At 49.1% G+C, this 18,191-nt stretch carries 17 protein-coding genes and 1 tRNA gene; 7 read left to right on the top strand and 11 right to left on the bottom strand.

Features of this window, described 5'->3' with window-relative positions:
- Positions 1 to 37: 37 nt before the first annotated feature.
- On the bottom strand, positions 38 to 340 hold the full coding sequence (locus ACEW9I_RS11730; protein ID WP_373540534.1) for a DUF3288 family protein: 303 nt from the start codon (positions 338 to 340) through the stop codon (positions 38 to 40).
- 243 nt (positions 341 to 583) lie between these two features.
- Here ACEW9I_RS11730 and ACEW9I_RS11725 point away from each other — a divergent pair, with 243 nt between their 5' ends.
- Together ACEW9I_RS11725 and dusA are read left to right on the top strand one after the other, a co-directional pair.
- Positions 584 to 973, top strand: coding sequence for a GFA family protein (locus ACEW9I_RS11725; protein ID WP_373540515.1), 390 nt, complete (start codon positions 584 to 586; stop codon positions 971 to 973).
- 21 nt (positions 974 to 994) lie between these two features.
- Positions 995 to 2,038, top strand: a complete 1,044-nt coding sequence (gene dusA, locus ACEW9I_RS11720) for a tRNA dihydrouridine(20/20a) synthase DusA (RefSeq protein WP_373540514.1) — start codon at positions 995 to 997, stop codon at positions 2,036 to 2,038.
- Positions 2,039 to 2,114: 76 nt separating this feature from the next.
- Here the strand turns inward: dusA and ACEW9I_RS11715 are convergent, their stop codons facing one another.
- Entirely contained in the window at positions 2,115 to 3,725 is a 1,611-nt protein-coding gene (locus ACEW9I_RS11715; RefSeq protein WP_373540513.1) for a glucose-6-phosphate isomerase, read from the bottom strand.
- Between the two features lie 484 nt (positions 3,726 to 4,209).
- Between ACEW9I_RS11715 and ACEW9I_RS11710 the strand changes: the two genes are divergently transcribed.
- Both ACEW9I_RS11710 and ACEW9I_RS11705 read left to right on the top strand, forming a co-directional pair.
- Entirely contained in the window at positions 4,210 to 5,013 is an 804-nt protein-coding gene (locus ACEW9I_RS11710) for a DUF2993 domain-containing protein (RefSeq protein WP_373540512.1), read from the top strand.
- Positions 5,014 to 5,352: 339 nt separating this feature from the next.
- Positions 5,353 to 6,123 (top strand): GerMN domain-containing protein, encoded by a 771-nt coding sequence (locus ACEW9I_RS11705; RefSeq protein ID WP_373540511.1) that lies wholly within the window; start codon positions 5,353 to 5,355, stop codon positions 6,121 to 6,123.
- A gap of 169 nt (positions 6,124 to 6,292) precedes the next feature.
- Here ACEW9I_RS11705 and accB read toward each other — a convergent pair whose 3' ends face one another.
- The 7 genes from accB to ACEW9I_RS11670 form a co-directional block, all read right to left on the bottom strand.
- Positions 6,293 to 6,769 carry an acetyl-CoA carboxylase biotin carboxyl carrier protein gene (gene accB, locus ACEW9I_RS11700; protein WP_373540510.1) on the bottom strand — a complete coding sequence of 159 codons (477 nt, stop codon included), beginning with the start codon at positions 6,767 to 6,769 and terminating at the stop codon, positions 6,293 to 6,295.
- Positions 6,770 to 7,084: 315 nt separating this feature from the next.
- Positions 7,085 to 7,645, bottom strand: a complete 561-nt coding sequence (efp, locus tag ACEW9I_RS11695; RefSeq protein ID WP_373540509.1) for an elongation factor P — start codon at positions 7,643 to 7,645, stop codon at positions 7,085 to 7,087.
- 301 nt (positions 7,646 to 7,946) lie between these two features.
- Positions 7,947 to 8,813, bottom strand: a complete 867-nt coding sequence (locus tag ACEW9I_RS11690) for a M56 family metallopeptidase (RefSeq protein WP_373540508.1) — start codon at positions 8,811 to 8,813, stop codon at positions 7,947 to 7,949.
- Positions 8,813 to 9,232 carry a BlaI/MecI/CopY family transcriptional regulator gene (locus tag ACEW9I_RS11685; RefSeq protein WP_373540507.1) on the bottom strand — a complete coding sequence of 140 codons (420 nt, stop codon included), beginning with the start codon at positions 9,230 to 9,232 and terminating at the stop codon, positions 8,813 to 8,815. Before ACEW9I_RS11685 ends, ACEW9I_RS11690 begins: the two co-directional genes overlap by 1 nt.
- Before the next feature lie 136 nt (positions 9,233 to 9,368).
- Entirely contained in the window at positions 9,369 to 10,592 is a 1,224-nt protein-coding gene (locus ACEW9I_RS11680) for a glutathione S-transferase family protein (RefSeq protein ID WP_373540506.1), read from the bottom strand.
- Positions 10,593 to 10,797: 205 nt separating this feature from the next.
- A complete protein-coding gene (locus ACEW9I_RS11675; protein WP_373540533.1) occupies positions 10,798 to 12,168 on the bottom strand; it encodes a glycosyltransferase family 4 protein in 1,371 nt (456 codons plus the stop codon).
- A gap of 362 nt (positions 12,169 to 12,530) precedes the next feature.
- Positions 12,531 to 13,601, bottom strand: a complete 1,071-nt coding sequence (locus tag ACEW9I_RS11670) for a glycosyltransferase family 4 protein (protein WP_373540505.1) — start codon at positions 13,599 to 13,601, stop codon at positions 12,531 to 12,533.
- Between the two features lie 814 nt (positions 13,602 to 14,415).
- Between ACEW9I_RS11670 and ACEW9I_RS11665 the strand changes: the two genes are divergently transcribed.
- The 3 genes from ACEW9I_RS11665 to aqpZ all read left to right on the top strand — a co-directional run bounded on the left by ACEW9I_RS11665 (position 14,416) and on the right by aqpZ (position 16,444).
- A tRNA-Gln gene (locus ACEW9I_RS11665) sits at positions 14,416 to 14,487 on the top strand.
- Positions 14,488 to 14,574: 87 nt separating this feature from the next.
- A complete protein-coding gene (locus ACEW9I_RS11660; protein WP_373540504.1) occupies positions 14,575 to 15,399 on the top strand; it encodes an HAD family hydrolase in 825 nt (274 codons plus the stop codon).
- Positions 15,400 to 15,637: 238 nt separating this feature from the next.
- Entirely contained in the window at positions 15,638 to 16,444 is an 807-nt protein-coding gene (gene aqpZ, locus ACEW9I_RS11655) for an aquaporin Z (protein ID WP_373540503.1), read from the top strand.
- 66 nt (positions 16,445 to 16,510) lie between these two features.
- Here aqpZ and ACEW9I_RS11650 read toward each other — a convergent pair whose 3' ends face one another.
- The gene (locus ACEW9I_RS11650) at positions 16,511 to 17,362 is read right to left on the bottom strand and encodes an alpha/beta fold hydrolase (RefSeq protein ID WP_373540502.1); all 852 of its coding nucleotides are present in this window, start codon (positions 17,360 to 17,362) and stop codon (positions 16,511 to 16,513) included.
- A gap of 54 nt (positions 17,363 to 17,416) precedes the next feature.
- Complete coding sequence (locus ACEW9I_RS11645; protein ID WP_373540501.1) at positions 17,417 to 18,094, bottom strand: hypothetical protein; 678 nt, start codon at positions 18,092 to 18,094, stop codon at positions 17,417 to 17,419.
- Between the last annotated feature and the right edge of the window lie 97 nt (positions 18,095 to 18,191).

Raw genomic sequence — 18,191 nt, 5'->3', positions numbered from 1 at the left:
AAAGATTGAAGATGGTGAATGGTGAATGGTAACTGCCCTAGTTCCAATCTTCTTGCTCTTGATATTTTTTGGCTTTGACTTGATAGATTGGTTCGGTACTGTGGATTTGGCGAGTTTTGGCAAATAGCTGCTCCTCGGTGAGATGCCATTCGATCAGCAATCGATCGAGATTGGCTTGGATATCCGCAGCACCCGGAAACCCTTTGTACCGGATTCTCAATCTCGCTAGCTCCACTACCGCCATCGCTTCTTGCGGATCGCTTTCCAATAAGCGATCGACGATCGCTCGATCGATCTTCTCTTGAGGATGTCGTTGTGGTAGTCTACCTGGTTCCGCCATACTGTTAAAAGACAATTGTCCGCTACGTTGAGGATATTTTACTCCCAAATATCTCGATCGTGCTCTTTAGATCCCATCAAGAGCCGATCCTTGGCACCTCAAAAATAATAATCTGCGTCCTGTATCGCTTCGGCTCTACCGAATCGAGTTTACCATCCACCATCCACCATCCACCATCCACCTTTCACCTTTTACTCACTACCCTAGATATCCCATTTGACACCAGCAAGGGAATATTTATTTATGAATCAACTCACAACTTTTACAGGTGGCTGTCACTGCCAAAAAGTTCGTTACCAAATCCAAGTCGAAAGACTCGAAGCAACCTTATGCAATTGCTCGATCTGTTGCAAAAAAGGCTTCATCCATGTTATCGTCCCCGCCGCACGATTTATACTCCTCCAGGGACAAGATGCCCTCAGCACTTATACCTTCAATACAGGCACCGCCAAGCATCATTTTTGTCGCCATTGTGGCATCCATTCCTTTTATCGTCCCCGATCGCATCCTGACGGTTATGATGTCAATCTCCGCTGCTTGGATGACGCTCCGATCGATCGATTCCAGATTACCAGCTTCGATGGTGCCCACTGGGAAGACCAAATCGAGCAAATTCGCGATCTCTACAGCTAAAATTTATCCTCTTTTCCACGTTTGTCTGTGTTAAAAACACCCACCCTCACATCTTTACACCCTCTCAGTGTCGCTCCGATGATGGATCGCACCGATCGCCATTGTCGTTACTTTTTGCGCCAAATCAGCCGTCGCACCCTGCTGTATACCGAAATGGTGACGAGCATGGCAATTCTACATGGCGATAAACAGAAGTTGTTGGGATTCGATCGCGCCGAACATCCGATCGCCCTCCAAATCGGCGGCGATAACCCCGCCGACTTGGCTAAATGTGCCCAAATTGCCGAAGATTTTGGCTATGACGAAGTAAATCTCAACGTCGGTTGTCCTAGCAGTCGCGTCCAAAATGGTAACTTTGGAGCCTGTCTGATGCTCCAACCCGAGCGCGTCGCCGACTGTATCACCGCGATGGTAACCGCCACCAAACTACCTGTCACCATCAAACATCGGATTGGTGTCGATGAAGTCGATAGCTATGAAGACCTCGTAAAATTTGTCGCGATCGTCTCCCAAACAGGCTGTCAGCGGTTCTCCGTTCATGCCCGCAAAGCTTGGTTGCAGGGCTTGAGTCCCAAGGAAAATCGCGAAGTCCCCCCCCTCCGCTACGAGGATGTACATCGGCTCAAACAGGATTTTCCCCACCTCTCGATCGAGATCAACGGTGGGTTTACTAGCCTAGAACAAGTCCAAACCCAGCTTCAAGTTGTCGATGCCGTAATGATCGGGAGAGCTATTTATGATAACCCCTATCTCCTCGCCACTGCCGATCGCGACATCTATGGCGCAGATACCCCCATCCCCAGCCGGCATCAAATCGTCACTGCCATGCTCCCCTATATCGATACCTGGACGAGCAAAGGCTGGAAACTCAACAGCATCACCCGTCACATGTTGCAGCTATTTCATGGGCAACCAGGCAGCCGGATCTGGAAGCGGGTAATTACCGAGCAATCAGTATTGCCAGGGGCGGGGGCTGAAGTAGTAGCCAAGGCATTGGCAGAGATTTCAGCAGTGCCAACGATTGAAATCGTGGCTAGTGATGCAAAGTCCGCCTACGCGGACTAGTTTATTAGTGCGCGTAGGCGGACTTCGCATCACAAGCGGCGGTTTTAACCGCTGAGGTTTTGAGTAGTAACTTAGGTTACCGATCCACCCAAGCAACTCGCAGACTCCCAGGTTTAGCCGGATCGCCCGTAAATGTGACCCCGCGATCGTTTGCCTGGAGATGGCGCAAAATCTTGTAAATGGCTTCGACGCGATCGGGTGCCCCAGCTTTGATGGCTAATTCGCTCAGAGTCAGCGGGGCTGAGATCCTAGTTTCTTGCAGTACCTTGACTACATCTATTTGCAACTGGAGAATGACAGCCGCAGCTTTTTTGCCAGCTTCGACACCTGGCTGGTGGTACGCATTGACATTGACGATCGAGGCATACAAGCCGACAGCACGCTCGTACAGTGCAATCAAGGCACCGACAGTCTGCGGCGTGACGATCGGAATCGTCACCGCGATCGAGTCGCGATTATTTTCATACAGAGCTTGACGAGTACCTTGTAGGAAGCCTGAGAGGTAGTCGCCACTAGTGACACCAGGATCGATTTCGGGCGAGATCCCTTCGCGATCGTTTAATACTTCGATAAAGGTAAGGAAAAAATTGGGAATCCCTTCCCGCAGTTGTTGCACGTAGGCATGTTGATCCGTCGATCCTTTGTTGCCATAGACAGCGATGCCCTGATAGACTTTATTGCCATCGAGATCGTCCTCTTTACCCAGAGATTCCATCACCAATTGTTGGAGATAGCGGCTAAATAATAACAAGCTGTCTTTGTAGGGTAAGACAACCATATCTTTTTCCCCTTTGCCGTTGCCCGATGCGTACCATGCCAGCGCGAGTAAAGCCGCCGGATTGGTTTTGATGTCGGGGGTACGAGTGGCGATATCCATTTCTTTCGCGCCAGCCAACATCCCGTGGATGTCAATCCCTTGCAGTGCCGCAGGTAGTAAGCCGACGGAAGATAATTCAGAAGTGCGTCCGCCCACCCAGTCGGGCATCGGGAAGCGCGCAATCCAACCTGCGGCGGCGGCAACGCGATCGAGTTGACTGTCTGTGCCTGTTACTGCCACCGCATAGCCAGCGAAATCAAGCCCCTGAGCCTGGTAAGCAGTCCGCACCTCAATCATCCCATTCCGAGGTTCTGGGGTACCTCCAGATTTGGATATGACCACGACTAGGGTAGTATTCAGCCGACCTGCGATCCGACTGAGGACGCGATCGATTCCAGTCGGATCGCTATTGTCGATGAAATGGATATTGAGTGGCGGTGGATTGGGGGAGAGTGCTTCAGCTACAAATTGTGGCCCCAATGCCGAGCCACCAATCCCGATGACGATTAAATCGGTAAATTTACCACCTTGAGGTGGATGGATGGCTCCAGAGTGGACTTGACGGGCAAAAGCCGCGATCGAGTCGATCGTCGTGGTAATCTCGGTAGCAATTTCGGGCGTGGGCGCGAGTGCGGGATTGCGCAGCCAATAATGTCCCACCATCCGCTGTTCGTCAGGATTGGCAATCGCTCCCGCTTCGAGAGCTACCATATCAGCAAATGCCTTGACAAACTTAGGCTGAAGTTGGGAAACCAACGCATCATCAAACCGCATCCGGCTGATATCTAGATACACCCCCAACCCTGGATGATAATACAACCAATCTTGGTATCGCTGCCATAGCAATGCCCCTGTTGCCACTGTTGCCATCACTCAACCTCATTAAAATCTACAAATTCTACGGCGATCTCATTTGCCATGTAACTAAGATACCAGCCTGACGGGTACCAGACTGGATATCTTTACACAAAAAGTTCGATCGGCTTGTGTCTGGCGGCGATTGCCTGCGTCACGCGATGCGAACGCAGATTAGTTCGATATATTTTTGGCACAGCCGCGCCGCGAGGAACACGAACCCGTCCTCTCCCACACACAGAAGCTCCCAAATGGGTTCTAGATGGAATGTGTTAAAATGCAAGTATCTAAGCGATCGTAATTAAACCAAATCGCGCGATCGTCAACTTGCCGATAAATACAAGTAGTATAAGCAGTAACTGATGAGAATCAATCGCTGGTTCCCCTGCGATCGGGGCAGCCGATGGTTGCCCAGTGGTAAGTATTCAAGAGTAGGAATGCCCGCAACGCGGGGCAAATCATGACGGCGATCCCAAATTCACAATTCACTAACCCCTAAATGGAACTAGTTACCATCCTCCTGTCTGGTCTTACTGCCTTGCTATCGCTCACTGGGGTGGTGGTAGACAAAAATATCGAAGCTGCCTTTCGATCGCAAATAGACCGCGCAGAGGAGCTGCAAGTGAGAACTGATAATGCCCCCGCGCACCAGATCATCAATGGCAAGATCGATAAAGTGCGGGTGGCTGGACGGGGTTTGTGGGTGACCAAGGATCTGCGGCTCGATACATTGGAAATCGAAACCGATCCGATCGCGGTAAATCTCAGCGCACTGCAAGCAGATGGACAAACTCCTCGCGCTTCCTCACTTGGGCAGCCGATTCAGGCTGCGATTCGCTTAAAACTTAATGAGGGCGATCTCAACAATTTTCTCAAGTCTCCTAGTGCGATCGCCCAGCTTCAGAGTATGACTACGCGTACACTCGGTGGTGCGGCGGCAAGTTCGCTCAATAAAGATTATCAAATTACCAACCCCCAAGTAAAATTTTTGGCAAACAATCGACTGGGACTCAGTGCTGAGTTAAAAGATCCCGGATCGGGCGAAACACTTGCTGTCAAGCTCGAAACTGGGGTGGGTGTCATCGGCGGGCGCAAATTTCAACTAGTCGAACCGACGGCGACAGTCGGCGGTACGCAAGTTCCCCCCTTTTTATTGGCTGGCTTGACTACCGGAATCGGCGATCGCCTAAATGTAGATATGTTGGAGCAGCGGGGTTTGAGTACCCGCATTCTCCAGTTCAAAGTCAATCCCCAACAGCTAGAATTGGCAGCTTTTGTACGGATATCTGGCAAGCAGGAATAGTCTATTGACACTAAATGTGTGCGATTCTATGTCTACTAGCCAACTAGTTCGTGATGAATATTTATCGTTACCGAATCTCTGTTCTACCAGTTAGACTGATAATGGAGTGACCAAAGGTAACATCAGCTCAGACGGAAGCAGATCGATGAACATCAGAGCACTTACCAGTTGCTAGTTATCAGGTCTCGATCTTGACACAGAGGCTGTGCCAATGCCAGCGCGCTGGCAAGCCTACCGTTAGGCACAGTGTGGGCTGTGACAGTCGCCCATCTCCAAGCATCATTTCCCAGATAACTGTTTACTGTCTACTGGTGCTGACGATCTATAGGAATTTTAATTATGGAAGAGCAAAAGTCTATATCTAAAAACGTAGTTGCCACTATATCAGCCCTCGCTGTCACCGCAACGATCGCGGGTGGTGGATTGGCGTGGTTTACGATCCAAGCTAATCGCCCCCAAGCGAATACACCTAGCACAACTAGTTCTCCAAATCCAGTCACAGTAGATTCAGCGCAGGTAAATTCGCCCACTGTTGCGCCGATTGAAGCCGCACCCAACCCGCCCGCTGTGGTACCTCCGGTAGTATTAGAAGTACCCACCGCTGGAACGACAACCAAAATCACCCCAGAGATCGCTCAAAAGCAGGAAAACACTGTCAAAATTTGGCGACTGGATGATGATGGTAAAAAAACAGTGCTGGTACCGCAAGTACGTCCAGATCCTCAAGCTAGCACCACAGATCCAGAAGTCCGCGTCAACCGAGCGATTTCAAGTTTGATCGCCTCCGCAGGCAAGCCAGATGGCAAGTTGACTTCGACTATTCCAGTTGGCACCAAGTTATTGAGTGCTAAAGTGCTCTCAGATGGCATCCACATCGATCTATCGAAAGAGTTCACGCAAGGATATGGAGCGACTTCGATGATCGGTCGCTTGGGTCAAGTGGTCTATACTGCTACTGCTGACAATCCCGACGCACCTGTCTGGATTACCGTCGAGGGCAAGAAGTTGGAGGTACTTGGGGATGTTGGGGCAGAGGTGCGACAGCCAATTACGCGTCAAACTTACAACCAAGATTTCCCCATCAACCCAGATCCCACTGCTACTCCTTAACCACTCAATCGAGCTACTCTGTGCTGACTCGATCGTAGACATTTACCATTCACTATCCACTATCCACCATTCACTCACTACCCCAGCGATCTAACTTGGGTTCGTTCCATCGCCTTTGGAACCCGATCGGACGAACTTCGCAATTTGACACCAGTAAGTGAGCAGTTATCTAGCTAGGATTGATATACATCAGCGGCTGACCAAATTCGATCGGTTGACCATTTTCAACCAATACTTCCATTACTTGCCCAGCCGCTTCAGCTTCGATTTCATTCATTAGCTTCATCGCTTCGATGATACAGACTGTCTGTCCGACGCGAATCCGATCGCCAATCGATGCAAATGCTGGCTCATCTGGAGCTGGAGAGCGATAGAAGGTACCCACCATCGGCGACTTGATTTCGAGCCACTTTTTGTCGCTCGATGGCGGAGCTGGTGGGGCGATTGCTGTCGGTTCGGGATGGGGGACAGATATTAGGTGGGCATTAATATCTGCCACCGTCGTAGCCGATGAACTTCTGGTCAAAAATGAGTTGCCTTGACTGACAGTGAGTTCAAACTCATCATTTTTGAGCGTTAGTTCGGTAATATTATTATTAGCTATCGCTGCTAATAGTTCGCCAAGTTCTTTAAAATTAATTGTCATATTTAGCGATATTTATTTGATGATAATTATTAATAATAAAATTCGGACGAGTATTGTCAAGCTAAATCGATCGGTACATTTAAAGTTAATATTTAAGGCTTGGTTCGGTGGTGCCAGCTACTAGTGTAACTCCTGAGCTGGGAGTGAGATGGCTCAACCACACCAAAACGATGATTTTAAAACAAAATTCACTGGCAGATCGAGCGAACCGAGAGTGAATTTTGTACTGTTGAAGGGCTAGAATTAGCTTTCTCGTCCAACGGATCGATTGGCACTCGTACCAATCCGGAATTTTGGACACTCATCAGTATTGAATTAGCTTTCTCGTCCCACATACTGGTCGGTACGAGTATCAATTTTGATTTTCTCACCAATAGTAATAAACAATGGGACGGTAACTTGTGCCCCTGTTTCGACGATCGCGGGTTTGTTACCGCCAGTGGCTGTATCTCCTTTCATGCCTGGATCGGTATCGATCACAACCAAGACTACCGTATTTGGCAGCTCCACTTCCATGATTTGTTCGCCCCAACGGACGATGCTCACTTCCATCCCTTCTTTGAGGTATTTTACGTTGTTACCAATTTGGGCGGGTGTCAGATTGGATTCTTCAAAAGACTCCATATCCATAAACACAAATTGATCGCCGTCTTTGTAGGTATGCTGCATCTTAATTTTTTCCAAAGTAGCTTGGGGCATAGTTTCCCCCGCACGGAAGGTTTCTTCTACCACGCTACCACTTTGGACATTTTTGAGCTTTGTTCTGACAAAAGCGGAACCTTTACCAGGTTTAACATGGAGAGATTCGACGATCTTCCATACGCCTCCTTTCCACTCAATGGATACACCAGGTCTAAAGTCATTACTGGAAATCATGAATATTTGTATTGTTGCGGAGAATATCAGTACCTTATTTTATCAGTCTTAGGGACTGTGGGTCTATCGGCAACGATGCTCCGGTGGACAACTGAGCGGATCGACACCCAATCCGGTGCAGTTAAACAAATATTGCTTCTAGTTTTAGTCCGCGCAGGCGGACTTTGCAACACTAGCGGCGACTTCAGTCGCTGATTAACCGCACCGGATTGGATCGACACCGACTCGATCGCCCCAGCACCCAGCAAGGATGCAGATCCGCCCACGATCTGATGAGGATGAGGATACCTCCCATCGCGATTTAGCTGTGAAAAGGTACCGCCAATAATGGTAGCAACGCCAGCAATAGCCATATCCATGCAGACAAATATTGTGGTCGGTGATGCCCATCTGGAGCGGCTAACTGCGGTGTGGAGATTGCCAACAGTGCCTCAATCCGCCGATCGAGCCGATCTGCTGGAGCCATTTGGCTAAAAGCGGCACAAACGTCAGTAAACGCAGGTGTATTTTGCACGACTAAAAGCAGAGCTTCAGCGACGAGGAGCGGATCGGTGAGATCGGATGCCCAGCGATCGGCGCGGAGTTCCCGTAACGCCAATAATTCTTGCCAGATTGCCTCAGTCTGCGGTAACCACTTTGTCAGTTGGCGCACCCACCCCAGCCAGAAAAAATAGTAAGTATCTCGGTAGTGATAATGCGCCTGTTCGTGGGCGAGAACGGCGGCGAGATGCTCGGTATCTAGAGTATCGAGGAGCACCTGAGTGATGACTAGTTCTGGCTCCCAGAATCCGATTTGAGCACTATAGAGCATCGGTAACTCTAGCAGCCGCACCCTCTTGCCGCCAAGTTCGGTGGTGGGATAAGTCCGCACCTGTTGGAGCAACAGCCATCCAGAGTGAGCTAGTTTGAGCCAATAAAGTGTCGCAAATCCCAAACAGCCGATCGCCATGTCGTAACTTACCCAGTCATTGCCGATCCACACCATCCGACCGTGTGGCCCCATCCAGATGATGGCGATCGCACTAGTAAATAGTAACAATGGTGGTAAGACAAAGATGGTGAGACTCCGCTCCCATCGTTCGTTCCAGGTCACAGCGGCAGTTGCCGACCAAGTATACCGCAGTCCCCAAGCTAGCGCAAAAATAGTAAATAGTACAACTAGGTGCATTATCCTTCCTCCTTGGCTTTGCGGATCGCTTTGAGCTTTTGGGCGATCGAGTCTAGTCGATCGATGCTGGCGCGATCGAGATTGTCAGCAAAAGCGGCGACGACATCTGGATTGCCGATCTCTAAAAATTGGTTGAGATGTTCGTAAGCCTGGAGAGTTTGTGCTTCAGTCGCGGAAATTACTGCTTGCCAAAGATAGGTGCGTTCTTGCTTGTTGCAGGCGAGCCATCCTTTTTGTGTCAGTCGATTGAGGATCGTCGCGACAGAAGCATAGGCTAACTCGCGATCTGGATCTGTCAAGATGCGATCGTGAACATCTTTGACGGTGACTACACCTAGTTCCCAGACAATTTCGAGGATTTCTCGTTCGAGTGGCCCGAGCGAGAGTTGCTTGGGGCGGCGATGGAGCAACGGAACCATGCAGTTTTAGTAAGATCTGTACTTTTATATTATCGCAATAATTCTTTGGCGGAGCCTCTGTCTTATCTTGGTACAGCGAGAGCTAGAGGGAGCCTTCGGAGCGCGAACGCTGACTGAAACACATAGCTAGGCGGGTTTACAAAGCTACCTGAGTCGCAAAATCAGCCGGATTTTGGTCGCGCCGATGATGGCTAGGGATGGGTATACCCTGAGCATCACCAACTAACGCAGCCGTATACTCTAGAGCCGTCCGCAGTCGTCTGGCGGCATAGATAGACATATCGCGTGGGACATTGATGCGATCGCGGACGTAGCGGAGTGCCGCATCCGCGCCCTGTGGGGGGACACAATCCACACCTGTCATCATCTGTGTCAGCGCACATCGCAAGGCGGTATCGATAAGCCGCTCATCGGCAGGATTGGCACGGATCACATTGAGATGATGCTTGACTGTGCGGTAGAGAGCTTCCGCCCGAGAGTTGCTTGGCTCGGAGCAAGTCACGTCTGGCAGTCCATCCCAAGGGCCATTATCTACTCGGACTTGATTGATGAGCATCTGCGGTTCGCCATTGGCATAGCAGCCACCCATCTGGGGAGGCAAATCGTGGACGTGGGTGTGGAAGTCGCTCTGAGTCCCGCGATAGGTAGCGCGACTTTCCATTGCGTCAAACCAGGCGGCAAAACGTGGATTGTCCTCGCGCAGGGAATAGCCTTTGTAATAGTACAAACTGGCATTCATCCGTTCGACATAGGGAGTGAAAATAATATCAGCAGTACTAAACTGTGCGAGAAAATATGCCCCTGGGGTACTTGCTAATGCAGCTTCCACCATTGCCACGATCTCGATAAATTGCGATCGATTTTGCTGCTCTGCTCGCACTGAACTTGCTGGACGACAGAGCCAGCTACACCAGCCGCGAAATAGGAGCCGCTCTAATTGTCTCAACGGCATAACTCGGGGATCTCGCATTCCCGCACCCACTGCACCAAAAGCGTCCTCTAGTGCCAGCAAAATATCATCACTTTCGGTCACAATTCGCCCGTCCAATTCAACGGCTGGCAGCATTCCCGATGGTACCTTTCGTTTGTACCAGCTTTCTTTTTCCCCATAACAGAACATCGTTACTTTCTCGATCCGATAGGGGATTTGGTTCTCCTCTAGCCACAGCCAGATTTTCTGACAGTAGGGACACCAGGCATGATTGTCGCGGTAGAGCGTCAGGCGCACATCTGATTCGGCTTGTCCGAATAGGCGCAGTCTTGCTTGAGCATTGGTGACTCCATTGACGCTATCGATTGGCTCAAACTGGGATTTCGCAAGTGCTGTTAGTTCGTCCCAGCTCAAGGGATTTTTGCTCATTTGGTGCATTCTGGAATTTAGTTGCTGTTGCTCGACTTGCAGTTACTATATTTTAGCAAACAAAAAAATATCACACACTAGACGTTTATATCTAGTGTGTGATGTCGTAGCGATCGACAACTTCGCTGTCAATTGTCTGTCTTGTCACAGCGAGATCTGGAGGGAACCTCCAGGGCGCGAAGCCCAACTGTCAACTGTCAACTATCTAAGAAGCCTTGACAATTTGCTTGGGTGAGAGCCTTGAGGTCGGACTCGATCCGCGCGCCAGACCAGGACTCATCAGTGACTCTGCCAATAGTCGTCGGTAGAGATCGCTCAGTTGGATGGCAACTCCCGTCCAACTAAAATTCTGGTGGACGCGAGTTGCTGCTTGTTTGCGAATCTTCCGCGCACAGATATCATCGGTCAAAATCCGTCCGATCGCGTGGGCAAATTTACCGACATCATGAGGTGGTACCAATAGCCCCGTTTCTTCAGAAATAACTGTAAATTTCAAACCACCGACTGCCGAAGCGACTACGGGTGTGCCACAAGCCATCGCTTCGATCGCGACCAATCCAAATGGTTCGTAGTGACTGGGAATGACACAGACATCCGCAGCAGTATAGTACAAAGGTAGGCGATCGTGTCCAACCATGCCTACGAAGTCGGTGTTGGCAGTCAAGTCTAGCTCGGCTACGATTTCTTCGATCCGCCGCCGCTCGGCACCATCAGCCTCTTGGGGGTCGCTCCCACCGACGACCACTAATTTCAAGTGTTGAGGGTCGATTTCTGCGCTTTGCTCCAATTGCGATCGCAACTCACTAGTTGCGCGAATGAGCGTTTCGATCCCTTTGCGTTTGTCAAATCGACCCACATACAATACTACTTTCTCATTGGCACCGATACCCAACTGTTTTCTGGCATCAAGTTTGGAGAGCGGGCGAAAAGTACTGACATTGGTACCGCAGGGAATCACATCGATCTTACCAAGCTGCGATACCAATACCTCTAAATCTTCCTGTTCTTGGGGACTGGTGGCAACTACACAGTGCGCCTGTTCCAGGATTTGTTTTTCGACTGCCAGACGGGTTTGCGCGATCGCTGGAATATCACTAACAGATTGATATTTTACAGCTCCGAGTGAGTGATAGGTATGGATCAGTTGAATATTTTGGCGGCGTTGGAGTTCCAAGCCCACCCAGCCAGACATCCAGTAGTTGGTATGTGCGAGGGGATAGTTCGTCCCTTCTTTTTGCTGAAACTTCAGCAGCGCATTAACAAATTCGGGCATGTGCTCAAATAACTCATCGCGTGGAATGTATACCTCTGGCCCCGCCGTCAGCCGGATCGTCCGACAGTAAGGAGAGTGCTGGACGATCGTCGCATCCTCAGAACTACTCTTGCGCGTAAACATATCTACTTGCCAGCCCAGTTTTGCCAGAGCTTCACCGACTTGCCGGACATAGACATTTTGACCGCCAGCCGCATCCTTACCGATTTCGGCGGCTGGATCGCCATGCTCGGAGATCAACGCGATCGCTTGGCGGTTGGGGATCTTGGATCGAGCCGCTGCAAATGGTTGATGTGGCTGCATCGCTGGTGGATTGCAATCGATTGTGGCGGGGAAGTTTCCTGTTGACATATCTGCACCTCAGTAAAAAGTTGATATCGCTGTTCGGTTCGAGCTGTAGTACCAGCTCCTCCTCTGAACCGTCGGGCCAAGATGTAGATACTGAAGTAGCTACTCCAAATGGCTACAGCCTGTATATTGCTCGACCTAGCGATCGTCGCTCTGTGTGAACTCTAAAATCTATTGTCCTTGGGACAGTCGCATTCGGCTTCAGTCCATTGATAGATATCAGTTGATACTGCTTATCTACCTGGTGATGTTCGTGGAGCTGACAACTGTAACATGAGCTAGCACGGCTAGCTCATGCGTGACGATCGAGCGGGGATTTAATAAATATTTGCACTGACCATGTGCCCGTTGCGGGCAAATTTCTCGGCGAGGATTTGTTGATAGACAGCTTCATAACCTGCTGCCATCTGCTCGACGCCAAAGCGATGGGAGACATACTCGCGGCAAGCAGTTCTAGAGATCGCCGGAACTTTTGCCACCGCAGCGATACATTCAGCTACGGTGTCGCAGATATAGCCACTCACCCCATCGGCAATCACTTCTGGCACTGAGCCGAGGTTCATCGCAATCACGGGCGTACCCGCTGCCATTGATTCAATCATCACTAGTCCAAATGGTTCGCGCCAAGTAATCGGAAACAACGTCGCGATCGCCCGACCCATCAGGTCATTTTTCAGGTAATGATCCGCTTCACCCAAGAACTGGATCTGGACGCCATCAATCTGGGGCTTAATCTCGCGATCGAAGTATTCCACATCCACCGGATCGATTTTGCCTGCCATTTTCAGCGGGATACCTGTCGCCTTGGCAATCTCGATCGCATGGTGCGGTCCCTTTTCTGGCGACATCCTGCCCAAGAATGCCAGATAAGGCGGTCGATCGGCTTGAGGAAAAAAGTGGTGCGTACTCACATCGATACTGTTGTAGACAGTCGCTACATGGTTCAACCCCAACCTGTGTTCTCGCTGAGCATTGGAAATACTCACATAAGGCTGCGCCTTGGCATGAGCGAACATCTTCTCATTGTCAGGAGTGAAGACACCGTGCAATGTATGCACTGTCGGTGTTTTGGTCAGCTTGCAATATGGCAGCGCACCGCAGCCGATATGTGAGTGAATCAGGTCAAATTCTTCTGCCCGCTCATATACTTGTGCCAATTGAAGCATCTCATAAATCCCATATTCTTTGATAGTAGGATCGAGTCTTAGTGCTTGCAGATGGACTGATTCCAACTTCGCAGAGACGATCGAGTCTCCTGATGCAAACAGTGTGACCTCATGTCCTTTGGCAACTAGCGCATCTGTCAATAGTCCTACCACTAGTTCTATCCCTCCGTATGCTGGGGGTGGAACTCTTTCCCACAAAGGTGCGATTTGGGCAATTCTCATGATAATTCTCCTGAAATATATCGAGCCACTCGCGATGTTAGCTACTAATTTGATTAAATTTCTCTAAAAATAAATACGATTGCTTTAGCCATCGAAAGCTGCCTATTTATCACCAATAACTCACAAAAAGTATTTTAAATAAGTCCGTTCTAAAACTAAGTAATCTTTGTCTAGCAAAGGTTCTGCTGATTGCAATTGAGATTTTTAGTTATTTTGCTGTGCGGGAACTTTTCTTCATGTTAGGCGTTTGCCCTCAATCCAATGCTTTATCTTAACAAAGTCTTTATATTCTCATCGGTCAAAATATTAACTTGAGAATATGTTTGAGCGCTCCCTAAAGTTGGCAAATAATGTATCTTGCACAACAGAATTTTTTTGGACTTGATATTCGTTGATCAGCCATTTGTCTCTATATCCGAACCTCTATTTTGACAATGAAAGTGATAGTTGATACCAAATAATCGAGTTGCTACCGTAGTTATGACTAGCTCAAATCCATGAATATTTGCATCCAGTACCTGCTGGTAGAAACGAGTCCACAGCCAGCTACTTTGGTGCTAAATCGATCGCGCTCGAATCATTTGTATCCTTACATCTAACCATACCTATTGATTAATTAGAAACTACCAAAAGGAGGATATTAAAGAATGAAACTCGCTGAGGGTACAAAGTCAGCGACTTGAGGAGCCGCTGGCGATTCGGCGAGCCGACACTGCGCGAACGGTACCCACACTCGGGGACGCTCGCGAAAATATCGATTCTCCCCTTGACAATTACCCAGTTGCTTGTGTTATATTCATAAGTGTTATTGCAATGGGGTGTCGCCAAGTGGTAAGGCATCTGGTTTTGGTCCAGACATTCCGAGGTTCGAATCCTTGCACCCCAGTTAAACTCACAACCAAAATAGCTCAGCCTGAGTAGAGTTAGCGACACTCAGGCTGATTGTCATGTTAGTCAAAGGAATAACAACGGTATGAATGCTGCGCGAATTCTCGCCCTCGACTTTGACGGGGTAATCTGCGATGGGATGGCAGAGTATTGGCAGACGGCATGGCGAACTTACACGCAAGTGTGGCAACTCGATCGGTTGGAGCCATCGCCAGGTGTTGCTGAGAGATTTCGGGAACTGCGCCCACTGATCGAAGTCGGCTGGGAAATGCCAGTACTGATTCGGGCACTGAGTCTAGGGATTTCCCCCGAACGGATGCAGAGTTCCTGGCAAAAGATCCGCGATCGGATCTTGGCAGATGGACGGCTCAGCGGCGTCAAAGTCAGCCAACAATTGGATTCGGTGCGGGATAGTTGGATTCAACAAGATCCGGCTGGCTGGTTGCGGTTGCATCAATTTTACCCTGGTGTCATCGATACACTCAAAGAGCTTCCCAGTCGGAAGATTCAGCCGATTATCATCACCACCAAGGAAAGTAGATTTGTCACCCAGCTCCTGAAAGAGCAAGGTGTAGAGCTAGCAAGCGAGTTTATTTGGGGGAAAGAACTCAAACGCAGTAAGATTGATAGCCTCAAGCAAATTCTCGATCGCGGTGCCAAGAAATCCCCCGCAGTCTGGTTTGTCGAAGATCGACTGAGTACGTTATCAAAAATTGCTACTCAGCCAGAACTAGAGTCAGTCAAACTGTATCTAGCAGACTGGGGTTACAATACCGTCGCCGAGCGCGAAGCAGCCCTGCAACAGTCACGCATTCACACCTTAACCCTAGCAGAGCTACCGACACTCGGTGGTACACCCAAGAAAGCAGCGACGGTAAGTAAAGGCGAACCTGTCGAGGTCGATGTTTAGATAGGGATTGTCAGTTAATGTTGCACAAATTAACCCGAAAAATAACTCCCAAATGAGTTGTTTTTCGGGTTAATTGTAGACTACCACCTTGAATAGAGCAAATCGAGCGAGGGCGGATTAACGAGGATTAAAATCCGATGGCTAGTATTACTAAATATTACGCATCCAACAGTGAAAGTGAATCTACCAACGACAATAAGTAGCAATCGTACTCTTATTGTTATTGTGGAAAATCAATATGCCTTTAGCAAAACGTTGTCTTGCAGAATTCTTTGGTACCTTCTGGTTGGTGCTCGGTGGTTGTGGTAGTGCCGTCTTGGCAGCAGCATATAGCGATCTTAGTGCTCAATCGGCAGCGGATACCAAGATCGCAGCAGCTTCATTAGGCATTGGCACCATCGGGGTGTCATTTGCATTTGGGCTGACAGTATTGACGATGGCATACGCGATCGGACATATCTCTGGTTGTCATCTCAATCCCGCTGTATCGTTTGGATTGTGGGCTGGTAAGAGATTTCCAGCATCTGAATTATTGCCGTACATCATCGCACAAGTCGGTGGAGCAATTGTGTCAGCATTCCTCATTTACCTCATCGCCTCCGGCAAGAGTGGGTTTGCATTCGCAGGCAGTAATCCGCTAGCGACGAATGGGTTTGGTGCTCACTCACCCCAAGGATATTCGCTGTTGTCTTGCTTTATTGCCGAAGTTGTGATGACATTCATGTTCTTGCTAGTAATTTTGGGTGCTACCGATCGCCGCGCACCTCAAGGTTTTGCACCGATTGCGATCGGGTTGATGCTAGCACTGATTCACCTCATTATTATCCCCGTCACCAATACATCAGTGAATCCAGCTAGAAGTACTGGCCCCGCCCTGATCGCTGGGTTATTGGGTGGCAGAATGGAATTATTTGGACAAGTATGGTTATTTTGGGTAGCACCAATTTTAGGCGCACTCGCGGCGGGATTTTTCTACAATACAGTCTTTGAGGCATCAGAAATCGGTCAAAGAAATACAGAACCACAAGTTAGTGGAAATCTGTAGGTGATGTAAAATTTCAAAATTTGTTAGTTGGAGCGATCGCCATTATCGCTCCTTTTTTGTGACCTTTTATCCTGCTAAAAAGTCGAGCACCAATCGATCGAATTTGGCTGGGTACTCCAGATAGGGATGATGTCCGCAGTGAGGAAAGATCGCTAATTGGCTGTTGGGGATACCTTCAGCAGCAACGTAGGCATGTTTGACAGGCAGAATCCGATCGTATTCACCCCAAATAATTAAGGTCTGGTGGGTGATTTGAGCTAGACTAGCAACGATCGGTTGATAAACTTCAGCCCGAACGCCAGCGAGATTGAAATTACTTTGCCCGAGCCGGAGAATCACCCGATTGCGCCCTGGAATCGCAAAAACTGGGTAGCGAAACTCGATCCACTCAGGTGGGAGTTGCCGACTATTATAAAAATTAGATCTTAGCATCGCTGGAATCATCCAGCGTCCTGGGCGGAGCAACTTGACGATCGCCCGCAAGGTAATCAACCGAATCCCGAGACTAATCTCTTGCCCCAATCCCATACTAGCGACTAATACCAATCTGTCCACGCGATCGGGATATAATCTAGTAAATTCCAAAGCCACGCCACCACCCATCGAATTCCCGACGAGTGTCGCCCGATCGATCGCCAATGCTGACATCAATCCATGCAAAAACTCGGCTTGATAACCCAGCGAATAAGAGCCATCTGGATAGTCTGACTTCCCAGAGCCGACCATATCAAAAGCATACACTTGGTGATATCGAGCTAGAGCGGCGATATTGTACAGCCAGAACTCGATCGATCCATTCCCGCCATGTAGCAGGATAATTTTACTGCCACGATCGCCCATCTGCCAATAACGAGTGTTGACACCATTGACGGCAACATACAGATCTGATGGTGGTGTCACCGATGGATAGGTAGGCATGGATGATGTATGTCTGAATTTGTCCTAGGATGTTAACGTCGAGCAGCTATTTGGTTAGCTACTCAATTGGGCGATGACTTGCTGATTGCACCATGCTACAGATCGATCGGGGTGCTTGGTTTTGACTTTGGATAGCAGCCACTGAGCTTCGGTGCGATCTCCCCCACACAGTCCCACTAGTTCTGGTGTCGGATTTAGTGGCTCAGTGGCGGCCGATCTCGGCGGGAGCGCGTCTCGATCTGCAAATTGATGGGGTGCTGGGGCGGGATCTCGATCGCTGTTTACAGCTCCATCTGCTGCCAATGAACGTTCTTGTTTCATCAGCAGTTGATATCTTTGCACAGCATCAATCCCAATCCACAAAAAGTACAGCATAAAAATCTTGCAATAAACCCCGTAAGATGTAAATCCACCAGTAAATAACGCGTGGATCGCACTGACTATAGAGTATCCAAACATCAGTCTGCTACACAATAGATTGTAACGAGAGATGCCATAGCCCATCCCAAAGATAAACAGTGCTTCCAGAATCCAATAATATCCGGCTTCCGATCGATTGATACTACCTCCCGATATATTCGCGATCGACATGCCGACGATCCAAGCTATCGGTAAGGTAACTCCCGTGATGACAGTCACTAAGACTGCGTTCCTGATTTGCTTGCGAGCTGTTTCGACGGCGATGAGATGCTGAAAATCGACCAGCTTCTCTTGTTTGGTAGCAGAATCCATAAAGTTGTTGAATGAGGTTGCTCTCCTTAACATTCACCAAAAGTAGCCAAATGCGATCGGATCTGAGCTAAAACTTTAATTTTTTATGGAGGTTGCT

The sequence above is a fragment of the Chamaesiphon sp. genome (assembly GCF_041738855.1).
Classification (GTDB): domain Bacteria; phylum Cyanobacteriota; class Cyanobacteriia; order Cyanobacteriales; family Chamaesiphonaceae; genus Chamaesiphon.
The sequence above is the reverse complement of the archived record's forward strand: the minus strand, read 5'-3'. Positions and strand labels throughout refer to the sequence as shown.